Origin of the sequence: Enterobacter cloacae complex sp. S2 (assembly GCF_015159675.1) — a bacterium.
GTDB lineage: Bacteria > Pseudomonadota > Gammaproteobacteria > Enterobacterales > Enterobacteriaceae > Enterobacter > Enterobacter intestinihominis.
This window is the reverse complement of the sequence record NZ_JADDTS010000036.1, coordinates 106,470-131,762: the sequence shown is the minus strand read 5'-3', so window position 1 is coordinate 131,762 and position 25,293 is coordinate 106,470. Positions and strand designations below refer to the sequence as shown.

Here is a 25,293-nt window from a genome sequence, read left to right as displayed (position 1 = left end):
GAATATCGAAAATAGACGCGCCAGTTCACCACTGGCGCCGCGCTTACCAGGTCTGCAAAGAGGCTGCGATTTGTAGACCTGATAAAGCGTAAACAGGCTGATACGTCTCCGGATGAGATTTCCTGAAGCGATAATTACCGTTTAAAGGTCACCGCTTCCGGCTGCGTCAGATGCAGCGTTGTCTGGCTGGGTACCGTCTCGGCGATAACCCGCCCGTGACGAACAGAATAACGCGCAGGCGTCTGGCGACGAACCGCATCAAAGCCATTTTCGGCCGGTAAAACAACCAGGTTCGCAGAATTACCCACCTTCACGCCGTAGTCCTGCAGGTTGAGCGTTTTCGCGCTGTGGGTGGTGATCAGATTCAGCCCGTCGTTAATCTGCCCGTACCCCATCAGCTGGCAGACGTGTAAACCCATATGCAGCACCTGCAACATATTGGCGGTGCCCAGGGGATACCACGGATCGAAAACGTCATCATGCCCAAAGCAGACGTTGATCCCCGCCTCCAGCATCTCTTTCACGCGCGTTACGCCGCGGCGCTTAGGATAGGTGTCGAAACGGCCCTGAAGGTGGATGTTCACCAGCGGATTGGCGACGAAGTTGATGCCCGACATTTTCAGCAAACGAAACAGGCGGGACGCGTAGGCGCCATTATAGGAGTGCATCGCTGTGGTATGGCTGGCGGTAACGCGCGCGCCCATCCCATCACGGTGCGCCAGCGCGGCGACGGTTTCCACGAAGCGCGACTGTTCATCATCGATTTCGTCGCAGTGTACGTCGATCAGCCTGTCGTACTTCTGCGCCAGTGCGAAGGTTTTGTGCAACGACTCCACACCATACTCGCGGGTAAATTCAAAGTGCGGAATTGCGCCAATAACGTCCGCCCCCATACGCACCGCCTCTTCCAGCAACGCTTCACCGTTGGGATAAGAAAGAATGCCCTCCTGGGGGAACGCCACGATTTGCAGATCGACCCACGGGGCGACCTCCTGCTTCACTTCCAGCATCGCTTTCAGCGCCGTCAGCGTGGGATCGGAGACGTCAACGTGAGTACGCACATGCTGAATGCCGTTGGCCATCTGCCATTTCAGCGTCTGCATTGCGCGGGTCTTAACATCTTCGTGGGTGAGCAGCGCCTTACGTTCAGCCCAGCGCTCAATCCCCTCGAATAAGGTACCAGACTGGTTCCAGCTCGGTTCACCAGCCGTTTGAGTGGTATCCAGATGGATATGCGGCTCAACGAAAGGGGGAATGACCAGCCCGCCTTCAGCATCAAGCACCTGGCCCGCAGGTGACGATGCCGCGTCCTGCGGTTCAATACGGCTAAAGCGCCCGTTTTCAATTGCGATCTGCCATAACCCCTCTTGCCCCTGTAAACGGGCCTGACGAATGGTGAGGGTATTATTCTGCATGGGGAGCCTCCGGGGCGGTAGCAAAGGTACGTCTGACTAAGGGGGTTAACAGAAGGTAGCTGAATACGCCACCGAGGACCGCATTCACCGGCACTATACCGGGAATAATATTCCCGGCAGCCACGCCGAGCGCGACCGAAAGAATGGCTACCCAGTTGACCGGCACAAAGGTAGCGCTATGGAAGCTGGCGTAGCGGCGGCGGTTGATCAGATAGTCGGCGATAATCACCCCACCGACGGGAGGGATCGCCGCCGACAGAAAGGTGAGCCAGCCGACAAAGTTATTGTACAGCCACAGCGCGCAGAGCGTGCCGATAATACCGTTAACCACCGACAGCGTGCGGCTGGAAAGGCCGGTCACGTTGGCAAAGCCCAGACCCGACGCATAGAGCGCGTTGTCGTTGGTTGTCCAGATGTTCAGGCCGAGAACGATAATGGCGGGCAGCAGTAGCCCCTGAGCGATCATCACGTCCGAGATATCCGCCTGTCCAACTGCCGCGGCGCCTGCCGCACCGAAGATAAACATCAGCGAGTTGCCAAGGAAAAACGCCACCATTGCCACCACCACGGCGCCTTTCGCGTTACGCCCAAAGCGGACGAAGTCGGCGGTCAGCGTTCCGGCGCTGATGAAGGAGCCGACGACCAGCGCCAGCGCGCCTGAAAAACTGAGCGGGGTCTGTGGCACCATCGCTTTTAAATGATCCAGCCCGCCCACGCCGTGCACCGCCAGCCAGACGGAGTAGCTGCCGAGGATAACTATCGCGGGAACGGCGATGATCGACAGAATCGTCAGCGCTGAGATACCAAAGAAGATGGTCATGGTCATCAACAGACCGGATACCGCGATCAGGATATTGACGTCGATGCCCGTGGCTTTACTCACCGGGATGGCAAACATCGCTACGCCGACGCCAAACCATCCTACCTGCGTACCGCCTAAAAGCATGGAGGGAAGCCAGGAACCTTTTATACCGAACGAGTAACGCGCAAGAAGATGGGTTGAGAGGCCGGTTTTTGCGCCAATGTAGCCAAGAAAAGCAGTGTAAATACCGAGGAGGAGATTGCCGAAGAGAACTGCGAGGAAGAAATCATTATAGGAAAGACCGGTACCGAGCGTACCTCCGGTCCACATACTGGCGGAAAAAAAGGTTAACCCTAACATCACAAAAGTGAGTGGAATCACGCCTTTCCGCGCCGCCAGAGGGACGGGGCCCTGGCTATAATTGTTATCTTGCGACACAACGCCCCCTTGAATTTTGGCCAAAAAATCCGCCGCATAATATACATTTTTTTTATGAAAGCAAACGTTTACGTCAGGATTTACGCTGCTTTTTTGCTTAAAAAGGTATCATTAACTTAAGGGCAGGCTACTGAAAACAGGCTCCCCAGCGTTCCGCTTTATGCTTCTGCCGGGGAGTCAGAGGGGCTTACACTTCCAGGAAGTTCATGATCCCGTCAGCCGCTTTACGGCCTTCGGCAATCGCCGTGACCACCAGGTCAGAGCCGCGAACGATGTCGCCACCGGCGAAGATTTTCGGGTTGCTGGTCTGGAACGCGTTGTCGCTGCCTTCCGGCGCAATTATGCGGCCCTGAGAGTCCAGCTCTACGCTGTGCTTCGCCAGCCACTCCATGCTGTGAGGACGGAAACCAAACGCCATCACCACGGCGTCAGCCGGGATCACGTGTTCAGAACCGGCCACGATCTCCGCGCGACGACGGCCTTTCGCATCCGGCGCGCCCATCTCCGTGCGCGCCATCTTCACGCCGCTCACTCTACCGTTGGCATTCACCTCAATACCCAGAGGCTGGATGTTGAACTGGAACTCCACGCCCTCTTCACGCGCGTTTTTCACTTCGCGCTTAGAGCCCGGCATGTTCTCTTCGTCACGACGGTAGGCGCAGATGACGTGCGCCGCGTTCTGACGAATGGAGGTACGCACGCAGTCCATCGCGGTATCACCGCCGCCCAGCACCACCACGCGTTTGCCTTCCATGCTGACGAACGGCTCATCGGCGGTCTCACCGTAGCCCATGATCTGCCTGGTGTTGGCAATCAGGAACGGCAGCGCGTCGTACACGCCCGGCGCATCTTCGTTCTCCAGACCACCGCGCATGGACTGATAAGTACCCACGCCCAGGAACACGGCGTCGTAATCCTTCAGCAGGTCGTCGAGCTGCACGTCACGGCCCACTTCCACGTTCAGTTTGAACTCAATGCCCATGCCGGTGAAGATTTCGCGGCGGCGGGTCATCACCTCTTTCTCCAGCTTGAAGGCCGGGATACCGAAGGTCAGCAGGCCGCCAATCTCCGGGTGGCGATCAAAGACCACCGCTTTCACGCCGTTACGGGTCAGCACGTCCGCACAGGCAAGGCCTGCCGGGCCCGCGCCAATAATCGCCACGCGCTTGTCGGTTTGACGCACACCGGTCATATCCGGACGCCAGCCCATTTCGAACGCTTTATCGTTGATATAACGTTCGATGTTGCCGATGGTCACCGCGCCAAACTCGTCGTTCAGCGTACAGGAGCCTTCACACAGACGATCCTGAGGGCACACGCGGCCGCACACTTCCGGCAGGGTGTTGGTCTGATGAGACAGCTCGGCGGCTTCAAAAATACGCCCTTCGTTGGCCAGCTTCAGCCAGTTCGGGATGTAGTTATGGACCGGACACTTCCATTCGCAGTAAGGGTTACCGCAGGACAGGCAGCGGTCTGCCTGTGCTTTGGCCTGGCCTTCTGAAAACGGCTCGTAGATTTCAACAAATTCAATTTTACGGATCTTCAGCGGTTTCTTTGGCGGATCAACACGCTGAAGGTCGATAAACTGGTAAACGTTCTGGCTCATCTGAATTCCTTACTGCGCCTGCACGCGCAGCTCTGCTGCGCTACGACTACGGTGACCCAACAGGGCTTTAACATCGCTGGACTTCGGCTTAACCAGCGCGAATTTCGCAGAGAAGGCTGGCCAGTTCGCCAGGATCTCTTCGCCGCGCGAAGAACCGGTATGCTGCACGTGTTCGGTAATTAAGCCGCGCAGGTGTTCTTCGTGGATGGCCAGCGAATCAACGTCCAGCACTTCCACCAGTTCCGGGTTCACGCGTTTGCGGAACTCACCGTCTTCATCCAGGACGTAGGCAAAACCGCCCGTCATGCCCGCGCCAAAGTTCACGCCGGTTTTACCCAGGACGCACACAATTCCGCCCGTCATGTATTCACAGCCGTTATCGCCGATGCCTTCCACCACGGTGATGGCACCGGAGTTACGCACCGCAAAACGCTCGCCCGCACGGCCCGCGGCAAACAGACGACCGCCGGTTGCACCGTACAGACAGGTATTGCCGATGATGCTTGCTTCATGGCTGCGGAAGGCTGAACCAACCGGAGGACGCACCGCCAGCAGACCGCCCGCCATGCCTTTTCCGACGTAGTCGTTGGCATCACCGGTCAGGTATAACTCAACGCCGCCCGCGTTCCACACACCGAAGCTCTGACCCGCGGTACCGCTGAAGTGCGCGGTAATCGGATCCGACGCCAGGCCCTGGTCACCGTGCGTTTGCGCGATGTAACCGGAGAGGGATGCACCCACGGAACGATCGGTGTTGCGGATATCAAACCAGAACGTTTTGCTCTGCTTCTCATCCACGTACGGCTTCGCCTGTTGCAGCAGCTGCGCGTTCAGCACGCCGTTGTCGAACGGCGGGTTGTTCTCGGTGCAGTAAACCGCTTTGCCAGGATGCGGCTGAGCGGTTTCCAGCAGCTTAGACAGCTCCAGCTTCTGCTGCTTGGCCGTGAAGCCCTCAAGCTCTTTCAGCAGGTCGGTACGGCCAATCAGATCCACCAGACGCTTCACGCCCAGCTGCGCCATCAGCTCGCGGGTTTCACGGGCGATGAAGTCAAAGTAGTTAGTCACTTTGAACGGGAGGCCGTGATAGTGATTCTTACGCAGCTTTTCGTCCTGGGTAGCAACGCCCGTTGCGCAGTTGTTCAGGTGGCAAATACGCAGGTATTTACAGCCGAGCGCAACCATCGGGCCGGTACCGAAGCCGAAGCTTTCCGCACCCAGAATCGCCGCTTTGATGATGTCGAGGCCGGTTTTCAGCCCGCCGTCTACCTGCAAACGGATCTTGTGACGCAGGCCGTTGGCGACCAGCGCCTGCTGGGTTTCCACCAGACCAAGCTCCCACGGACAACCCGCGTATTTTACGGAGGAGAGCGGGCTTGCGCCGGTGCCGCCGTCGTAGCCGGCGATGGTGATCAGATCCGCATAGGCTTTCGCCACGCCGGTGGCGATGGTGCCAACGCCCGGCTCGGAAACCAGCTTCACGGAGATCATCGCTTTCGGGTTGACCTGTTTCAGGTCGAAAATCAGCTGCGCCAGATCCTCGATAGAGTAAATATCGTGGTGCGGCGGCGGGGAGATCAGCGTCACGCCCGGCACCGAGTAGCGAAGCTTAGCGATGTACGGGGTGACTTTATCACCCGGCAGCTGACCGCCTTCACCCGGTTTCGCACCCTGCGCGACCTTAATCTGGATCACGTCGGCGTTAACCAGGTACGCAGGCGTTACGCCGAAACGGCCGGACGCTACCTGCTTGATACGGGACACTTTATTGGTGCCGTAACGGGCAGGATCTTCACCGCCTTCGCCGGAGTTGGAGTTGCCGCCGATGCTGTTCATGGCTTCCGCCAGCGCTTCGTGGGCTTCCGGGCTCAGCGCGCCGATGGACATCGCCGCGGTATCGAAACGTTTGAACAGCTCAGATGCGGGTTCAACCTCGTCAATGCTGACCGCTTCCTCACCCGGATTGAGGGCAATGAGATCGCGCAGCGTCGCCGCCGGACGGTTGTTCACCAGCTCAGCATACTGCTGATAATCGCTGTACTCGCCGCTTTGCACCGCCTGTTGCAGTGTGCGCACCACGTCCGGGTTATAAGCGTGATACTCACCCCCGTGAACGTATTTCAGCAGACCGCCCTGTTCCAGCGGCTTACGTGCCAGCCAGGCGCGTTTCGACAGGTTCACCAGATCCTGCTGGAAGTCAGCAAAGCCTGCGCCACCAATACGGCTGATCACGCCCTGGAAGCAGAGGTTGGCAACGTCGTCATGCAGACCGACCGCTTCAAACAGCTTCGAGCAGCGGTAAGAGGCGATGGTCGAGATGCCCATTTTGGACATGATCTTGTACAGACCTTTGTTGATGCCGTTACGGTAGTTCAGCATCACAGCACGGTAGTCTTTATCGATCGCGCGGGTATCCACCAGGCGGGCCAGCGTTTCGTAGGCCAGATACGGGTAGATCGCCGTGGCGCCAAAGCCTAACAGCACCGCAAAGTGGTGCGGGTCGCGCGCGCTCGCAGTTTCAACGATGATGTTGGCATCGCAGCGCAGGCTCTTGTCCACCAGACGCGTCTGGATAGCCCCCACCGCCATGGGTGCAGGCACCGGCAGACGGTTTTTCGCGATGTTGCGGTCAGACAGCACCAGCAGAACGGTGCCGTTACGCACCATCTGCTCGGCTTTGTCGCACAGCGCGTTCACCGTCTCTTCGAGGCTCGTTTCGGTCACGTCGAAGGTGATATCGAGCGTGTCGGCGCGATAGTGCTCCTCGGTCATGGTGGTGAGCTGTTTGAAATCGGAGTACAGCAGGATCGGTGATTTAAAGGTCAGACGGTGCGCCTGGCCTTCGGCTTCACAGAATACGTTCATCTCACGGCCGATGCTGGTGGCCAGCGACATGACGTGGGCTTCGCGCAGCGGATCGATTGGCGGGTTGGTGACCTGCGCAAACTGCTGGCGGAAGTAGTCGTAAATAATGCGTGGCTGGCTGGAGAGCACAGCAAACGGGGTATCGTCACCCATTGAGCCGACCGCTTCCTGGCCGTTTTCGCCGAGCACGCGAATAACCGAGTCCAGCTCTTCCGCGCTGTAGTTAAACTGCTTCTGGAAGCTCGCGAGGGTGTCATCGTCCAGCTCGCGGCTACCCACTTCTTCGTCTGACAGATCTTCAAACGGCACCAGACGACGTACGTTTTTCTCCATCCACTCTTTGTACGGATGGCGGCTCTTCAGATCGTTGTCGGTTTCAGCAGAGTGCAGAATACGCCCACCGCGGGTGTCAATCACCATCAGCTCGCCCGGTCCGACGCGGCCTTTCTCGACCACTTCGTCTGGCTGGTAATCCCAGATACCCACTTCAGAGGCACAGGTGATGAGCTTGTCTTTGGTAATGACATAGCGCGCCGGACGCAGACCGTTACGGTCCAGGTTACAGGCGGCAAAACGTCCGTCGGACATAACGATGCCTGCCGGGCCATCCCACGGCTCCATGTGCATGGAGTTAAAGTCAAAGAACGCGCGCAGCTCAGGGTCCATATCCGGGTTGTTCTGCCAGGCCGGCGGTACAAGCAGACGCATGGCGCGCACGATATCCATCCCGCCCGCCAGCAGCAGTTCCAGCATGTTATCCATGGAGCTGGAGTCCGAGCCGGTTTCGTTCACGAACGGCGCGGCATCGTGCAGGTCCGGGATCAGCGGCGTCTGGAATTTATAGGTACGGGCGCGGGCCCACTGGCGGTTGCCGGTGATGGTGTTGATCTCGCCGTTATGCGCCAGGTAGCGGAACGGCTGCGCCAGCGGCCAGCGTGGAACGGTGTTGGTGGAGAAGCGCTGGTGGAACAGGCAAATGGCCGATTCCAGACGCAGGTCCGCCAGGTCCAGGTAGAAGCGCGGCAGGTCAGCCGGCATGCACAGACCTTTATAGATGTTCACCAGGTTAGAGAGGCTACAGACGTAGAACTCTTTATCGTCCTGAAGACGTTTTTCAATGCGGCGGCGGGCAATAAACAGACGGCGTTCCATATCACGCGGACGCCAGCCCGCAGGCGCGTTGACGAAAATCTGTTCAATACGAGGCAGCGAGGAGAGGGCGATTTCACCGAGCACCCCTTCGTTGGTTGGCACATCGCGCCAGCCGACAATCGACAGGGTTTCACGCTGAAGTTCTTCTTCAACGATGCGGCGTGACGCGGCAGCTTTTTCAGGATCCTGATTCAGGAACAGCATACCGACAGCGTAGTTTTTAGCTAAACGCCAGCCGCGCTCTTCCGCCACGATGCGGAAGAAACGATCCGGTTTTTGCAGCAGCAGACCGCAACCGTCGCCGGTTTTACCATCGGCAAGGATGGCGCCACGGTGCTGCATACGGGCCAGTGCGTGAATAGCAGTACGCACTACCTTGTGGCTAGGTTCGCCTTCTATGTGGGCGATCAGGCCGAAACCACAGTTATCCTTCTCAAGGGATTTATCGTACAACATATCAGTGAACCTCCCCAGGCTCGTCGGGCTTCCCACTGAACTTTACCGTGGCGCACAGGCGCAGAAAGAGCATGGCGACGGGGTTAGCGTTTCATACGCGGACCTCGCATTCGCCCTCTTTTTCATCCTTTCGCGCAGGTAAACAAGTTTGAGGACTTGCTTCAGAGGGAATCTCAATTACTGCATAAATATGATGAGCAGGCCGCTCATCCAGAAAGCTTCCAGCGGATTTCCAACTTATCGGGAATTGGTACACAGGTCAAATGGCAATCTTATTTATACAAAAATGTGCTAAAGAGTGCTCATATTGTTGTTTTTATTGATTATTTCACTATTTTTACAACCACTTAAAGCGCCGGGAAGGTGCAGGGGAGTGTGATCTGACTCACTATATGAAAGCGGTATTATCAATGCAGCGTGCTGAAATGCAGATTTATAGCAGAATAATAATCTGGGGTGGCATTCAAACCCGCATAAAATCACTGTTTTTCAGACCTGGCGCTATAAATGAAAAAAACCATCAGAACATAAGGAAAAGTAATTACGTGCAGGGTGAATGAAATCTCGGTAATCGTGATTATTTATTCAAATAGATAAAGGCCGTCCAGGGCGATTGATCCAGGTCATCGCCGACAGAGGCTAAAAATGGCAGGCTTGTCCCCTTTCTTCGGGACGGTCTATCAGATTATGCAGTTACAGAAATTAGTCAATATGTTTGGTGGGGATCTTTTGCAGCGCTACGGACAAAAGGTTCACAAACTGACGCTGCACGGCGGCTTTAGCTGTCCGAACCGCGATGGCACCATCGGGCGTGGTGGCTGCACCTTCTGTAACGTGGCCTCGTTTGCTGATGAAGCCCAACAGCATAAATCTATCGCTGAACAGCTCGCCCATCAGGCGAGTCTGGTGAACCGCGCGAAGCAATATCTGGCCTATTTCCAGGCCTACACCAGCACGTGGGCGGAGGTGCAGGTGCTGCGCGCTATGTATCAACAGGCGGTTGCTCAAGCGAACATTGTCGGGCTGTGCGTGGGGACGCGTCCGGACTGCGTGCCGGACGCCGTGCTGGATTTACTTAGCGAGTACAAAGAGAAGGGCTACGAGATCTGGCTGGAGCTGGGCTTGCAGACCGCGCACGACAAAACCCTGCACCGTATCAATCGCGGGCATGATTTTGCCTGCTACCAGCGCACCACGCGTCTCGCCCGCGAGCGTGGATTAAAAGTCTGCTCGCATCTGATTGTCGGCTTGCCGGGAGAAGGGCAGCAGCATGGTCTTGAAACGCTGGAAAAAGTCGTCGAGACCGGCGTGGACGGCATTAAGCTGCACCCGCTGCATATTGTTACGGGAAGCATTATGGCGAAAGCCTGGGAAGCGGGGCGGTTAAGTGGTATCGAACTCGACGACTATACGGTGACGGCGGGGGAGATGATTCGCCACACGCCGCCGGAGATTGTTTACCACCGCATCTCGGCAAGCGCCCGCCGCCCAACGCTTCTGGCACCGCTCTGGTGTGAGAACCGCTGGACGGGGATGCTGGAAATCGACCGCTATCTACAGGAGAACGGCGTACAGGGGTCGGCGCTTGGCCGCCCGTGGGTTCCACCGCTACCGGCGACGGCCGCCTAACAGACTTCCCAGCATGCCGCGCACTATCTGGTTGGTAATCTGACGCGTCGCGCTTTTTGCCATGGTCTGCACCACGCCATCGCGTTTGCCGCCGCGCGGCCCGGTGCTGCCGAACAGAATATCTTTCAGCCCGCCGAGAATGCCGTCGTCCACGGCTACAGATTGCCCTTTGGCGGCAGGCGCATTCTGCGATTCGGCAGTCGCCTGCACCCCTTTTTGCAGCATCTCGAACGCGGATTCTCGATCCACCTCGTCTTCATACTTCCCGTACACCGGGGAGTGGTTGATCAGGCCGTTGCGTTCATCGTCCGTTACTGGCCCCATGCGCGAGCAGGGCGCAATCACCATCGCGCGCTCGACAACTGTCGGGCTGCCTTTTGCATCGAGGAACGAAATCAGCGCTTCACCGGTGCCCAGCGCCTGAATGGCGTTTTCGGTATCAAAGGCCGGATTGGCACGCATGGTTTGCGCCGCGGCTTTCACCGCTTTCTGATCTTTTGGCGTAAAGGCGCGCAGGGCGTGCTGCACGCGGTTACCCAGTTGCCCCAGTACGTTGTCCGGAATATCCGACGGGTTTTGCGACACAAACCAGACCCCGACGCCTTTGGAGCGGATCAGGCGGATAACCTGTTCAATTTTATCCAGCAGCACCTGCGGCGCGTCGTTAAACAACAGGTGCGCTTCGTCAAAGAAGAACACCAGTTTGGGTTTTTCCAGATCGCCTGCTTCCGGCAGTTGTTCGTAGAGTTCAGAGAGCATCCACAGCAGGCTGGCGGCGTAGAGCTTCGGCATCTGGTAGAGCTTCTCTGCGCTCAGAATGTTGATGATGCCTTTGCCGCTGCTGTCGGTGCGCATCCTGTCTTTGATATCCAGCATTGGCTCGCCGAAGAAATGCTCGGCGCCCTGTTGCTCCAGCGTCAGGAGCCCGCGCTGAATGGCGCCCACCGAGGCGCTGCTGATATTGCCGTACTGGTTCTGGAAGGATTTGGCGTTATCGCCAATGTACTGGGTGATGGCGCGCAGATCTTTGAAGTCGAGCAGCAGTAAGCCCTGATCGTCGGCGATACGGAAAATAATGTTCAGCACCCCGGACTGCACGTCGTTAAGATTAAGCAGACGGGCCAGCAGCAAAGGGCCGAGGTCGGAGACGGTGGCGCGCACCGGATGCCCTTTTTCGCCGAAGATATCCCAGACCACCACTGGATTACCGTGCGGCGTCCAGTCCGTGATGCCGATATTTTTCAGGCGCTCGAGCAGTTTTTCTGACGCCGTGCCTTCCTGAGCCACCCCGGTTAAATCGCCCTTCACGTCAGCCATAAAAACCGGCACGCCAGCCTCGGACAACGACTCAGCCAGCTTCTGCAGGGTGACGGTTTTTCCCGTCCCGGTCGCGCCTGTGATCAGGCCATGACGGTTCGCCATCGCGGGCAGTAAAAACAGCTCTTTTTCCAGCGTCCTGGCGATTAACAATGGTGTACTCATGATGCACGTCCTCTCGTAGTCCTGGGTGGAGTATAGGCAACCTGACGGCAAAATGTCTGCGTAAATTCCTCACTTTGCGGCGCATTATCCAGTGCGGACTATGCTTTTGCATACGGTAAACAAAATTTTGGGAAACTATGTCCAGATTCTTTTTTAACGACCGCAAACAGCTTGTCAACGATGCCATTGAAGGCATACTTCTCTCCGCGCCGCACGGTAATCTCGTCAAACTGGATATCGATCCGGCCATCCGCGTGGTGGCACGCGGCGACTGGGATAAAAGCCGCGTGGCGGTGATCTCCGGTGGCGGCTCCGGCCATGAACCGGCACATGCCGGGTTCGTCGGTAAAGGCATGCTTACCGCAGCGGTGTGTGGCGATTTGTTCGCCTCCCCAAGCGTGGATGCGGTCCTCAATGCCATTGTGGCGGTGACGGGCGATCGTGGCTGCCTGCTGATTGTGAAAAACTACACCGGCGACCGGCTTAACTTTGGCCTGGCAGCGGAAAAAGCCAAACGCTACGGCCTGAAGGTGGAGATGGTTATCGTCGCGGATGATATTGCCCTGCCGGATAACAAGCAGCCGCGTGGTATCGCGGGAACGGCGCTGGTGCATAAGATTGCGGGATATGCGGCAGAGCAGGGGAAATCGCTAAACGACGTGCGGGATATAGCGCAACAGGCCTGCGATAACCTCTGGAGCCTGGGCGTGGCGATGCAAACGTGCAACCTGCCGGGCAGCGATGATGAAGAGGGGCGCATAAAACAAGGCCATGTCGAGCTGGGTTTGGGCATTCACGGCGAGCCGGGAGCTTCCGTCGTGGATACGCAAAACAGCAAAGCCATTATCGACACGCTGGTGACGCCGTTACGCGCGCAGGCGGGGGACGGGCGCTTTGCGGTGCTGATCAACAACCTCGGCGGCGTGTCAGCGCTGGAGATGGCTCTGCTCACCAAAGAGCTGGCGCATTCGGCGCTGAAAGAGAACATTGCGTATCTGATTGGCCCGGCGCCGCTGGTGAGTGCGCTGGATATGAAAGGGTTTTCGCTAACGCTGTTAAAGCTCAGCGATTTCTTCGAGAAGGCGATACACGCCGAGGTCGAGACGCTGGGCTGGCAGAAGCCCGTCGCGTTCGCGCCCCTGCGTACCGTCCCCCATAGCGCCCTTCATGACCGCGTGGAATATACCCCATCGGACAATCCGCAGGTGAGCGAGGCCGTCGCTTCGGTAACGAAGACATTGATCCAGCTGGAAAACCGCCTCAACGCGCTGGATGCCAAAGTAGGCGATGGCGATACGGGCTCCACCTTTGCGCAAGGGGCGCGGGATATTGCGCAGCGACTTGAGGAGAACAACCTGCCCCTTAACGACGTGCCGACATTACTCCTGCTGGTGGGGGAGCGGCTGGCTACGGTAATGGGCGGGTCGAGCGGGGTGCTGATGTCGATCTTCTTCACGGCGGCAGGACAAAAGCTTCACGATGGACAGCCGCTACCAGAAGCATTGTTGAGCGGACTGGCGCAGATGAAGCAGTATGGCGGGGCCGATCTTGGGGATCGCACGCTGATCGACGCCCTGCAACCGGCGCTGGAGGCGTTAAGGGATGGCGATCTGCGGACGGCGGCGCAGGCTGCGCAGCAGGGTGCCGAAGCAACGGCGAAAATGGCGAAAGCCGGCGCGGGACGCTCGTCGTATGTCAATAAAGAGAACCTGGATGGGGTGATGGATCCGGGAGCGGTCGCGGTGGCGGAAGTACTTAACGTATTGGCGCGGCAGTGAAAGTAGGCCGGGTCAGGCGAAGCCACCACCCGGCAAACTCACATCAGAAATCCGCTTTCAACACCACGCGGTAGCGGGCTTTGCCGTCGCGCACGTGCTGGATTGCTTCGTTGATTTTTGACATCGGATACAGTTCGGTGGTCGGCGCCACTTTTGTGCGTCCGGCAAACTTCATCAGCTTGCGTAACTCATATGGCGTGCCGGTAGCAGATCCGGATACGCTGCGATCGCCGCCGATCAGGGTAAACGCCGGAACCGGCAGCGGCTTCATCACCGCACCCACGGTGTGGAAGTTACCACCGTAGGCCAGGGCCTCAAAGTACGGCTGCCAGTCGAGATCGACGTTGACGGTGTTGATGATCAGGTCAAACTGGCCTGCCAGGGCGGTGAGCGCCTCGGGATCGCGACTGTTCACCACTTTATCCGCACCCATCGCCAGCACTTCCTGCTCTTTCGCCGGGTTAGAGCTGAACGCCGTCACTTCACAGCCCATCGCGTGCAGCAGTTTGATGGCAATATGCCCCAGCCCGCCAATACCGATCACGCCCACGCGGCTGGTGGCAGTTACGTGATGCATCAGTAGCGGTTTAAATACGGTGATACCGCCACACAGTAGCGGACCTGCTGATTCAATATCAATGCTGTCCGGCAGCGGGATAACCCATTGCCAGTCGGCGCGTAGTTTATCGGCGAAACCACCCTTGTTCAGGATGGTCGGCGTAGCGCCCTCAAGGCAGTTGATCTGGTTACCGCTAATACAGGCGTCGCAGTGGCCGCAGCTGCGTGCCGTCCAGCCGATACCCACGCGCTGGCCCACTTTCAGCCCTTTGTCCTGCGCGGCGCTGCCGAGCGCAACGACGCGGCCAATGACTTCGTGCCCGGCAACCAGCGGATAGCTGGAAAAGCCCCATTCATTGTCGATCATCGAGAGGTCTGAATGGCAGATCCCGCAGTAATCCACCTGTACTTCGACGTCTTCCGCTTTTAGTTCGCCCGCATCGTACTCGTACAGCTCAAGTTCTGCACCCGCCTGCGGTGCGGCGTAGCTTTTTATCTTCGACATCGCGTTTCCCCTGTTTTGGTGTGAACTGTGAGTGTAGAGCATTCAGTTTACAGACGCTTAACAGAAGACGGCAGGAACAAAACTTACAGACTTTTCAGCATCCTGACTTCGCAGTCCACGTGGCCCGTGCAGCCCAGTGGGGCATCGATATGCTCAAAGCCCAGATGCTCATACAGGCCAATGGCCTCTTTAAGGAAAGCGGTGGTTTCAAGGTAGCAACGTTTAAAGCCCTGTGAGCGTGCATGTTCCAGGGCGACCAGCGCCAGCTTTTTCGCCAGGCCTTGTCCGCGTATCGTTGGCAGGAAATACATTTTCTGAAGTTCACAGATATCCGGCTCGCTGCAGAGCAGGGGGGCAATGCCGCCGCCGCCCACGACCTGGCCGTCCTGCTCGATGACCCAATAGGCATGGCCCGGCTGGCTGTACAGCTGAAAAAGTTCGTCCAGATTGGGATCGGCCACGGTGTAGCCTTTGTCGGCGGTCAGGCCATATTCGGCCGATACCGTGCGGATAACGGCGGCGATAGCCGGGTTGTCCTGCTCAGTGATCCGACGCATTGTCGTCGCGACGGGGGTAATCACGCTCATAGCATTACTCATGACAAAAATTGACACACAACTGCTGTTAATAGCACCGCAGAAAGGGGAGTGCAAGCGAGGAGTTTTCAGGAAGGATACCCCTTACGCCCTGAAGCGTAAGGGGTAAAAGCATTACAGGGCTGCAATAACCGCCTGCTGCTCGATCAGTTTGGTCTTCGCATCGGCGAAGGCAACCAGACGCTCACGCTCTTTGGCGATGACCGCTTCCGGCGCGCGGGCCACAAAGCCCTCGTTCGCCAGTTTGCTTTCGATTTTGCCAATTTCCACGTCGACTTTCGCCACTTCTTTCGCCAGACGAGCCAGCTCAGCGTCTTTGTCGATCAGGCCCGCCATCGGGATCAACAGCTCCGCGCCGTCGATAATTTTGGTCACGGAAACCGGACCTTTATCATCGGCAGGCAGCACGGTGATGCTTTCCAGACGCGCCATGGTTTTCAGGAAGGTGTTGTTCTCGGTGACGCGACGAACGGCAGCTTCGCTGCAACCGCGCAGCAGCAGCTCCAGTGGTTTACCCGGAGCGATGTTCATTTCCGCGCGGATGTTACGTACCGCAACGATCGCCTGTTTCAGCCACTCGGTATCCGCAGACGCGGCTTCATCCACTTTCGCGGCATCGAATGCTGGGAACGGCTGGAGCATGATGGTATCGGCGTTTATACCGGCAATTACCTTCACGCGCTGCCAGATGGTTTCGGTGATGAACGGAATGATCGGGTGCGCAAGGCGCAGCAGACCTTCCAGGACGGTAATCAGCGTATTACGCGTACCGCGCAGCTCCGCCTCAGTGCCGCCGTTCATGACCGGCTTCGCCAGCTCCAGATACCAGTCACAGAACTGGTTCCAGGTAAATTCGTACAGGATGCCTGCCGCGATGTCGAAGCGGTAGCTGTCCAGCGCGTCGCGGAACGATTTCACCGTCTGGTTAAATTCCGCCAGGATCCAGCGGTCTGCCAGAGACAGGGTCATTTCGCCGCCGTTAAAGCCGCAATCCTGATCTTCGGTGTTCATCAGCACGAAGCGGCTGGCGTTCCACAGCTTGTTACAGAAGTTACGGTAACCTTCGAGACGCTTCATATCCCAGTTGATGTCACGACCGGTGGAGGCCAGCGCCGCCAGGGTGAAGCGCAGGGCGTCGGTACCGTGAGATTCGATCCCGTTCGGGAACTGCTTCTCGGTACGCTTGCGGATTTTCTCCGCCAGCTGCGGCTGCATCATGTTGCCGGTACGTTTTTCCAGCAGCTCTTCCAGAGAGATACCATCAACCATGTCCAGCGGGTCGATAACGTTACCCTTGGATTTGGACATCTTCTGGCCTTCGTCGTCGCGGATCAGGCCGGTCATGTAAACGGTATGGAACGGAACCTGCGGCTTGCCATTTTCGTCTTTGATGAAGTGCATGGTCATCATGATCATGCGGGCGATCCAGAAGAAGATGATGTCGAAGCCGGAGACCATCACGCTGGTTGGGTGGAACTGACGCAGCGCGTCGGTGTTTTCCGGCCAGCCGAGGGTCGAGAAGGTCCACAGCGCGGAAGAGAACCAGGTATCCAGCACGTCTTCGTCCTGGCGCAGCGCAACGTCAGCGCCCAGGTTGTTTTCCTGACGCACTTCCTCTTCGGTGCGGCCAACGTAGACGTTGCCTTCATTGTCGTACCACGCCGGGATACGGTGACCCCACCACAGCTGACGGGAGATACACCAGTCCTGAATATCGCGCATCCAGGAGAAGTACATGTTTTCGTACTGCTTCGGCACGAACTGAATGCTGCCGTTCTCAACCGCTTCCACAGCCGGTTTCGCCAGCACGTCGGCACGCACGTACCACTGGTCGGTCAGCATTGGCTCGATAACCACGCCGCCACGGTCGCCGTACGGCACGGTCAGATCGTGAGGTTTAATCTCTTCCAGCAGGCCGAGCGCGTCCACGGCGGCTACGACGGCTTTACGCGCGGCAAAGCGCTCCAGCTTCTGGAACTCAGCCGGGATGTCGCTGGAATAAACGTCGGATTCGTTGCCTTTGGTGTCGTACACTTCTGCGCTTTCGCGGATATCGCCGTCGAAGGTCAGAATGTTGATCATCGGAAGTTGATGACGACGACCGACTTCATAGTCGTTAAAGTCGTGCGCCGGGGTAATTTTCACGCAGCCGGTGCCTTTTTCCATGTCGGCGTGTTCGTCGCCCACAATCGGAATACGGCGGTTCACCAGCGGCAGCACCACAAATTTGCCGATCAGATCTTTATAGCGCGGATCTTCCGGGTTAACGGCCACGCCGGTATCGCCCAGCAGGGTTTCCGGACGGGTGGTCGCCACCACCAGGTAATCTTTACCGTCGGCGGTTTTCGCGCCGTCGGCCAGCGGATAGCGGATGTGCCACATGGAGCCTTTAGACTCGCGGTTTTCCACTTCCAGGTCAGAGATGGCGGTACGCAGTTTCGGGTCCCAGTTGACCAGGCGTTTGCCACGGTAAATCAGGTCTTCTTTGTACAGGCGCACGAAGACTTCTTTCACGGCGTTGGACAGGCCTTCATCCATGGTGAAGCGCTCACGCTCCCAGTCCACGGAGTTGCCGAGACGGCGCATCTGACGGGTAATAGTGCCGCCGGATTCCGCTTTCCACTGCCAGATTTTGTCGATAAACGCGTCGCGACCGTAGTCGTGGCGGGTTTTACCCTCTTCAGCGGCAATTTTACGCTCAACCACCATCTGGGTCGCGATACCCGCGTGGTCAGTCCCCGCCTGCCACAGGGTGTTTTTACCCTGCATACGCTGGTAGCGGATCATGGTATCCATGATGGTCTGCTGGAAAGCATGCCCCATATGCAAACTGCCGGTGACGTTCGGCGGCGGGATCATGATGCAGAAGGACTCTTTGCTTTCGTCGCCGTTAGGCTTGAAATAGCCCTGCTGTTCCCAGTGCTCGTAAAGCGGCTGTTCGATATCGCGTGGGTTATATGTCTTTTCCATTATTTCCAGGTTGCCGTATTCAGGTTAAAACCGGCCAGGCGGTACGCTTTGTAGCGTTCGCGCGCCAGTTGTTTCAAAGATTCTTCGTAAGGGACAAAGTCTACCACTTCTGTGAAAGCGGTGGCAAAATCTGCAAAGTCTGTCCGCAGGCTAATGAGAATGTCGCGCGCGCTGCTGTTGCGTTTTTGCGGCCAGGCAATCTCCACCGGTGCCCCGCCGCGTGGACCTTCGCCCGACAGGTTATGCGGAACAAAACTCTCCGGCGGGCGCGCCCATAGCGCTTCATCCAGACGAATCGCCTGCTGCTCATCTTCACAGGCAATCAGGACGCGTTTACCTGCGCGCCAACGTTCTGCGGCAATTTCACACACCAGTTGTTCAACGGCGCTGAGGCCATCCTGATGGGTGTCATTGTCCAGAAGGTAGAACGTTGCATTCTTCATATATGGGGTTTCTTGTCGTGGATTTAAATGCAAAGCCGGGTGGCGCTACGCTTACCCGGCCTACGGTTGAGTGACGTTGTAGGCCGGGTAAGGCGAAGCCGCCACCCGGCGTTTTTCATCACTCGTCGCCGTTAAAACCCGCGCGATTGAGCAGGAACTGCGACAGCAGCGCCACCGGACGTCCGGTCGCGCCTTTGGCTTTACCGGAGCGCCATGCGGTCCCCGCAATGTCCAGGTGCGCCCAGTTGTACTTGCGGGTGAAGCGCGCCAGGAAGCAGCCTGCGGTAATTGCGCCGCCAGGACGACCACCAATGTTCGCCATGTCCGCGAAGTTAGACTCCAGCTGTTCCTGGAACTCGTCCCCCAGCGGCAGACGCCACGCGCGGTCGCCAGCCTGTTCGGACGCGCCGATCAGCTCATGCGCCAGCGGATTGTGGTTCGACATCAGGCCGGTGATGTGATGCCCCAGCGCAATCACGCAGGCGCCGGTCAGGGTAGCTACGTCGATAACCGCTTCAGGTTCGAAACGCTCAACGTAGGTCAGCACGTCGCACAGCACCAGACGGCCTTCGGCGTCGGTGTTCAGCACTTCAACGGTCTGGCCGGACATGGTAGTCAGCACATCACCCGGGCGATAAGCGCGGCCGCCAGGCATGTTTTCGCAGCCCGCCAGCACGCCGATCACGTTGATGGGCAACTGAAGTTCCGCGACCATGCGCATGACGCCGTAAACCGCCGCCGCGCCACACATGTCGTACTTCATCTCATCCATGCCTTCTGAAGGCTTGATGGAGATACCGCCGGAGTCGAAGGTCAGCCCTTTGCCAACGAGCACGATCGGACGCGCGTCTTCAGACGGATTGCCTTTGTATTCGATGACCGACATCAGGGATTCGTTCTGGGAGCCGTTACCGACCGCCAGATAAGAGTGCATCCCCAGCTCTTTCATCTGCTGTTCGCCGATAACGCGGGTGATGACGTTCTTGCTGTAGGCGTCAGCCAGCTGGCGCGCCTGTGACGCCAGGTACGCGGCGTTACAGATGTTTGGCGGCATATTGCCAAGATCTTTTGCCGCTTTAATACCGGCAGCAATCGCCAGACCGTGCTGAATGGCGCGCTCGCCGCTGGTCAGCTCGCGACGGGTCGGCACGTTAAAGACCATTTTACGCAGCGGGCGACGCGGCTCGCTTTTGGTGGTCTTCAACTGATCAAAGCTGTAGAGGCTCTCTTTTGCGGTTTCGACGGCCTGGCGTACTTTCCAGTACGTGTTGCGGCCCTTAACGTGCAGCTCCGTGAGGAAGCAGACGGCTTCCATCGAACCAGTATCATTCAGTGTATTAATGGTTTTCTGAATAACCTGCTTGTACTGGCGCTCATCAAGCTCACGTTCTTTACCGCAGCCAATCAGCAGAATACGCTCGGACAGGACGTTCGGAACGTGGTGCAGCAACAGGGTCTGCCCTGGTTTGCCTTCCAGTTCGCCACGGCGCAGCAGGGCGCTGATATAGCCGTCGCTGATTTTATCGAGTTGCTCGGCGATCGGGGAGAGTCGGCGTGGTTCAAAGACGCCCACAACGATGCAGGCACTCCGCTGTTTCTCCGGGCTACCGCTTTTTACACTGAACTCCATGCACTACGCTCCTGAATCTTAAAGACAACGGCGGCGGCTACGGATAGAATTGAAACCTTTCGTAACTCATGTCCGCCGTTGTGGTGACTTCGTGTTAATCTTACGTTACTACGGTTTCGACACGTCAATAAATGTCATGAAGCGCGAATCCGCCGGGTTTTTTAATCTTAGCGATGATTTCGACGACTCAAGAGAATAAATGACGTTTAAGCCATGAAACAAGCTAAATTCCTGCATAAGACGAGTTTTAACGGGCGTATTTAAAGTGATAATCATAAGATATCTGGTTCGGGAGACGCTGAAGAGCCAACTGGCGATCCTCTTTATCCTCCTTCTGATCTTTTTCTGTCAGAAGCTGGTCAGGATCCTCGGCGCGGCAGTTGATGGCGAAATCCCAACGAATCTGGTGCTTTCCCTGCTCGGGCTTGGCGTGCCGGAAATGGCGCAGCTTATCCTGCCGTTAAGCCTGTTCCTTGGTCTGCTGATGACCCTGGGTAAGCTCTATACCGAAAGTGAAATCACCGTGATGCATGCCTGCGGCCTCAGTAAGGCCGTACTGGTAAAGGCAGCCATGGTGCTGGCGCTGTTTACGGGCATTGTTGCCGCGGTTAACGTCATGTGGGCGGGGCCGACCTCGTCCCGTCATCAGGATGAGGTGCTGGCGGAAGCAAAAGCTAACCCGGGGCTGGCGGCGCTGGCGCAGGGGCAGTTCCAGCAGGCGACCGACGGTAACTCCGTGCTGTTTATCGAAAGCGTCGATGGCAACCGCTTCAATGACGTGTTTCTTGCTCAACTGCGCCCGAAAGGTAACGCTCGCCCTTCTGTGGTAGTGGCGGATTCCGGTCAGCTGGCGCAGCGTAAAGACGGCTCTCAGGTTGTCACGCTGAACAAAGGAACGCGTTTCGAAGGCACGGCTATGCTGCGTGACTTCCGTATCACCGATTTCCAGAACTACCAGGCCATCATTGGTCACCAGGCCGTCGCGCTCGATCCAACGGATACTGAGCAGATGGATATGCGCACCTTAATGAATACTGATACCGATCGTGCGCGTGCTGAACTGCACTGGCGTATCACGCTGGTATTCACCGTATTTATGATGGCGCTGATGGTAGTGCCGCTGAGCGTGGTGAACCCGCGTCAGGGCCGCGTGCTGTCGATGCTGCCAGCGATGCTGCTGTATCTGGTGTTCTTCCTGCTGCAAACCTCAATCAAGTCTAACGGCGGGAAAGGTAAAATTGACCCGATGATCTGGACCTGGGTCGTGAATGGTTTGTATCTGCTGCTGGCAGTCGGACTCAACTTGTGGGACACGGTGCCTGTGCGTCGTCTTCGTGCCCGGTTTACGCGTAAAGGAGCCATCTAATGCAGGCGTTTGGCGTACTTGACCGCTATATCGGTAAAACAATTTTTACCACCATCATGATGACCCTTTTCATGCTGGTGTCGCTCTCGGGCATTATCAAATTTGTCGACCAGCTGAAAAAAGCCGGGCAGGGGAGTTACGACGCGTTGGGCGCCGGGATGTACACCCTGCTCAGCGTACCAAAAGATGTGCAGATCTTCTTCCCGATGGCGGCCCTGCTGGGTGCGCTGCTGGGCCTGGGGATGCTGGCTCAGCGTAGCGAACTGGTGGTGATGCAGGCATCGGGCTTTACCCGTATGCAGGTTGCGCTGTCGGTGATGAAAACCGCGATCCCGCTGGTGCTGCTGACCATGGCGATCGGCGAATGGGTCGCGCCGCAGGGCGAACAGATGGCGCGTAACTACCGTGCTCAGGCGATGTACGGCGGTTCTCTGCTCTCCACGCAGCAGGGATTATGGGCGAAAGATGGTCAGAACTTCGTCTATATCGAACGCGTGAAAGGGGATGACGAGCTGGGTGGCGTGAGTATCTATGCTTTCAATAACGATCGTCGTTTGCAGTCAGTGCGTTATGCCGCCTCTGCTAAATTTGATGCAAACAACAAGCTGTGGCGGTTATCCCAGGTTGATGAATCTGACCTGACTAACCCGAAACAGATCACCGGTTCGCAGACCGTTAGCGGTACCTGGAAAACCGACCTGACGCCGGACAAGCTCGGCGTCGTGGCGCTTGACCCCGATGCGCTCTCCATCAGCGGTCTGCATAACTACGTGAAGTATCTGAAATCGAGCGGGCAGGATGCGGGGCGTTACCAGCTCAACATGTGGAGCAAAATCTTCCAGCCGCTGTCCGTGGCGGTGATGATGCTGATGGCGCTGTCGTTCATCTTTGGACCGCTACGTAGCGTGCCGATGGGGGTTCGCGTGGTAACCGGTATCAGCTTTGGTTTCGTGTTCTACGTCCTCGATCAGATTTTTGGTCCGCTGACGCTGGTGTATGGCATTCCGCCAATTATCGGCGCGCTGTTGCCGAGCGCCAGTTTCTTCCTGATCAGCCTCTGGATGCTGCTAAAACGCTCCTGATAAACCTTCTTCCTCGCTCCCGCTTGCCCGGGGGCGAGGCTAATCTCCTGTTTCACCCCGCACTTTTTCTCACAACCTTCAACGCCTCGCCGTGAATTTGAGTATTATTGAGCGATAAAGTCGTGAAGGGATCCTCTATGAAGCAAATTCGAATGCTGGCCCAGTACTACGTGGACCTGATGATGAAGCTCGGGCTGGTGCGTTTTTCCATGCTGCTGGCGCTGGCGCTGGTCGTTCTGGCCATCGTCGTGCAAATGGCCGTGACCATGGTTCTGCATGGTCAGGTCGAGAGCATCGACGTGATCCGCTCTATTTTCTTTGGCCTGCTGATCACCCCATGGGCGGTCTATTTCCTCTCCGTGGTGGTTGAGCAGCTGGAAGAGTCCCGACAGCGTTTATCGAAACTGGTGGATAAGCTGGAAGAGATGCGCGAGCGCGATCTTAAACTCAACGTTCAGCTCAAGGACAACATTGCCCAGCTGAATCAGGAAATTTCAGACCGTGAGAAGGCGGAAGCCGAGCGTCAGACCACGCTGGAGCAGCTGAAAATTGAGATGAAAGAGCGTGAGGTCACGCAGATCCAGCTTGAACAGCAATCCTCTTTCCTGCGCTCGTTCCTCGATGCGTCGCCGGATCTGGTGTTCTACCGTAATGAAGATAAAGAGTTCTCCGGCTGTAACCGGGCCATGGAACTGTTGACCGGGAAAAGCGAAAAGCAGCTGATACACCTGAAACCTCAGGATGTCTATTCCGAAGAGGCGGCGGCAAAAGTGATGGAGACAGATGAAAAGGTCTTCCGTCATAACGTCTCGTTGACCTATGAGCAGTGGCTGGACTACCCCGACGGGCGCAAGGCCTGCTTTGAGATCCGCAAAGTGCCTTATTACGATCGGGTGGGTAAACGTCATGGTCTGATGGGCTTTGGCCGTGATATCACCGAGCGTAAGCGATATCAGGATGCGCTGGAGCGCGCCAGTCGTGACAAGACCACCTTCATCTCCACCATCAGCCATGAGCTTCGTACGCCGCTAAACGGTATCGTGGGGCTGAGCCGTATTCTGCTGGATACCGACCTGACCAGCGAGCAGGAAAAATACCTCAAAACGATCCACGTTTCGGCGGTCACGCTGGGCAATATCTTCAATGATATTATCGACATGGATAAGATGGAGCGCCGTAAGGTTCAGCTCGACAACCAGCCGGTTGATTTTACCGGCTTCCTCGCGGACCTGGAGAACCTGTCAGGTTTGCAGGCCCAGCAGAAAGGATTGAGCTTCGTGATGGAACCGACGCTGCCGCTGCCGCATAAAGTGGTGACGGACGGCACGCGTCTGCGTCAGATCCTGTGGAATCTCATCAGCAACGCCGTGAAGTTTACCCAGAAGGGACAGGTTGCGGTGCGCATTCGCTATGATGAGGGGGACATGCTGCACTTTGAAGTTGAGGACTCGGGTATCGGCATTCCTCAGGATGAGCAGGATAAGATCTTCGCCATGTATTATCAGGTTAAAGACAGCCACGGCGGTAAACCGGCGACCGGCACGGGCATTGGCCTGGCGGTGTCGAAACGTCTGGCGAAAAGTATGGGTGGGGATATCACCGTTGCCAGCCAGCCGGGTAAAGGCTCCACCTTTACGCTTACCGTCCACGCCCCTGCTGTTGCTGAAGAAGTGGAAGATACGTTTGAGAACGACGATATGCCGCTTCCAGCCCTCCACGTCCTGCTGGTTGAAGATATTGAGCTGAACGTCATTGTCGCCCGGTCGGTACTGGAAAAACTCGGTAACAGCGTGGATGTCGCGATGACCGGCAAAGCCGCGCTGGAGATGTTCACGCCGGGCGAGTACGACCTGGTGCTGCTCGATATTCAGCTACCGGACATGACCGGGCTGGATATCTCCCGCGAGCTGACGCGCAAATATGCTCCTGACGAGCTGCCGCCGCTGGTTGCGTTGACCGCAAACGTGCTGAAAGATAAAAAAGAGTACCTCGAGGCCGGTATGGACGACGTGCTCAGCAAGCCGCTGGCAGTACCTGCCCTGACGGCGATGATCAAGAAGTTCTGGGATACCTGTGATGAAGAGGAGAGCACCATGACGTCTGTTGATAGCGCTAAAACCCAAACGATACTGGATACCGCCATGCTGGAGCAGTATATCGATCTGGTGGGACCCAAACTGATAACCGATGGCCTGGCCGTGTTCGAAAAAATGATGCCGGGCTATCTGAACGTGCTCGAATCCAACCTGACGGCGCGTGACCAGAAGGGCATCGTCGAAGAGGGACATAAAATCAAAGGCGCAGCTGGTTCAGTCGGGTTACGCCATCTCCAGCAATTGGGCCAACAGATTCAGTCGCCTGATTTACCTGCCTGGGAAGATAATGTAGGTGATTGGGTTGAAGAGATGAAACAAGAGTGGCAAAACGATGTGGCAGTGCTGAAAGCCTGGGTAGAATCCCGAAAAAAATGACCCCGGCTATACCGGGGTGCGCGAATACTGCGCCAACACCAGGGAAATCGTG

At 57.1% G+C, this 25,293-nt stretch carries 15 protein-coding genes; 5 read left to right on the top strand and 10 right to left on the bottom strand.

Annotated features, from left to right (window positions below):
* Positions 1-134: 134 nt before the first annotated feature.
* The 4 genes from codA to gltB form a co-directional block, all read right to left on the bottom strand.
* Entirely contained in the window at positions 135-1,415 is a 1,281-nt protein-coding gene (codA, locus tag IPZ49_RS16785; protein ID WP_063146516.1) for a cytosine/isoguanine deaminase, read from the bottom strand.
* A complete protein-coding gene (codB, locus tag IPZ49_RS16780; protein WP_046620941.1) occupies positions 1,405-2,655 on the bottom strand; it encodes a cytosine permease in 1,251 nt (416 codons plus the stop codon). Before codB ends, codA begins: the two co-directional genes overlap by 11 nt.
* A gap of 187 nt (positions 2,656-2,842) precedes the next feature.
* Positions 2,843-4,261 carry a glutamate synthase subunit GltD gene (gltD, locus tag IPZ49_RS16775; RefSeq protein WP_032626441.1) on the bottom strand — a complete coding sequence of 473 codons (1,419 nt, stop codon included), beginning with the start codon at positions 4,259-4,261 and terminating at the stop codon, positions 2,843-2,845.
* Positions 4,262-4,270: 9 nt separating this feature from the next.
* Positions 4,271-8,731: a glutamate synthase large subunit gene (gene gltB / locus IPZ49_RS16770; RefSeq protein ID WP_063146517.1), complete on the bottom strand. Its 4,461-nt coding sequence runs from the start codon at positions 8,729-8,731 to the stop codon at positions 4,271-4,273.
* A 687-nt stretch (positions 8,732-9,418) separates the two neighbouring features.
* On the opposite strand from gltB, the gene IPZ49_RS16765 reads away from it, so the two are divergent.
* Positions 9,419-10,360, top strand: a complete 942-nt coding sequence (locus IPZ49_RS16765) for a TIGR01212 family radical SAM protein (RefSeq protein ID WP_096147825.1) — start codon at positions 9,419-9,421, stop codon at positions 10,358-10,360.
* Here IPZ49_RS16765 and IPZ49_RS16760 read toward each other — a convergent pair.
* Entirely contained in the window at positions 10,340-11,842 is a 1,503-nt protein-coding gene (locus tag IPZ49_RS16760; protein WP_063146518.1) for a helicase HerA-like C-terminal domain-containing protein, read from the bottom strand. The genes IPZ49_RS16765 and IPZ49_RS16760 overlap by 21 nt on opposite strands.
* Positions 11,843-11,979: 137 nt before the next feature.
* On the opposite strand from IPZ49_RS16760, the gene IPZ49_RS16755 reads away from it, so the two are divergent.
* Positions 11,980-13,620 (top strand): dihydroxyacetone kinase subunit DhaK, encoded by a 1,641-nt coding sequence (locus IPZ49_RS16755; RefSeq protein WP_038416798.1) that lies wholly within the window; start codon positions 11,980-11,982, stop codon positions 13,618-13,620.
* Positions 13,621-13,663: 43 nt separating this feature from the next.
* On the opposite strand, the gene IPZ49_RS16750 is transcribed toward IPZ49_RS16755, so the two are convergent.
* The 5 genes from IPZ49_RS16750 to pepA form a co-directional block, all read right to left on the bottom strand.
* On the bottom strand, positions 13,664-14,683 hold the full coding sequence (locus IPZ49_RS16750; protein WP_022649538.1) for an NAD(P)-dependent alcohol dehydrogenase: 1,020 nt from the start codon (positions 14,681-14,683) through the stop codon (positions 13,664-13,666).
* Between the two features lie 83 nt (positions 14,684-14,766).
* On the bottom strand, positions 14,767-15,270 hold the full coding sequence (locus IPZ49_RS16745) for a GNAT family N-acetyltransferase (protein WP_003861887.1): 504 nt from the start codon (positions 15,268-15,270) through the stop codon (positions 14,767-14,769).
* A 123-nt stretch (positions 15,271-15,393) separates the two neighbouring features.
* Complete coding sequence (locus IPZ49_RS16740) at positions 15,394-18,249, bottom strand: valine--tRNA ligase (protein WP_023307067.1); 2,856 nt, start codon at positions 18,247-18,249, stop codon at positions 15,394-15,396.
* The gene (gene holC / locus IPZ49_RS16735) at positions 18,249-18,692 is read right to left on the bottom strand and encodes a DNA polymerase III subunit chi (protein WP_003861884.1); all 444 of its coding nucleotides are present in this window, start codon (positions 18,690-18,692) and stop codon (positions 18,249-18,251) included. Before holC ends, IPZ49_RS16740 begins: the two co-directional genes overlap by 1 nt.
* A 118-nt stretch (positions 18,693-18,810) precedes the next feature.
* A complete protein-coding gene (gene pepA, locus IPZ49_RS16730) occupies positions 18,811-20,322 on the bottom strand; it encodes a leucyl aminopeptidase (protein ID WP_003861882.1) in 1,512 nt (503 codons plus the stop codon).
* A gap of 265 nt (positions 20,323-20,587) precedes the next feature.
* Between pepA and lptF the strand changes: the two genes are divergently transcribed.
* The 3 genes from lptF (at position 20,588) to arcB (ending at position 25,241) form a co-directional block, all read left to right on the top strand.
* Positions 20,588-21,688: an LPS export ABC transporter permease LptF gene (gene lptF / locus IPZ49_RS16725; protein ID WP_000584142.1), complete on the top strand. Its 1,101-nt coding sequence runs from the start codon at positions 20,588-20,590 to the stop codon at positions 21,686-21,688.
* Positions 21,688-22,770 (top strand): LPS export ABC transporter permease LptG, encoded by a 1,083-nt coding sequence (lptG, locus tag IPZ49_RS16720; protein ID WP_022649534.1) that lies wholly within the window; start codon positions 21,688-21,690, stop codon positions 22,768-22,770. Before lptF ends, lptG begins: the two co-directional genes overlap by 1 nt.
* A gap of 137 nt (positions 22,771-22,907) precedes the next feature.
* Entirely contained in the window at positions 22,908-25,241 is a 2,334-nt protein-coding gene (gene arcB, locus IPZ49_RS16715) for an aerobic respiration two-component sensor histidine kinase ArcB (RefSeq protein WP_032626426.1), read from the top strand.
* Positions 25,242-25,293: the final 52 nt, after the last annotated feature.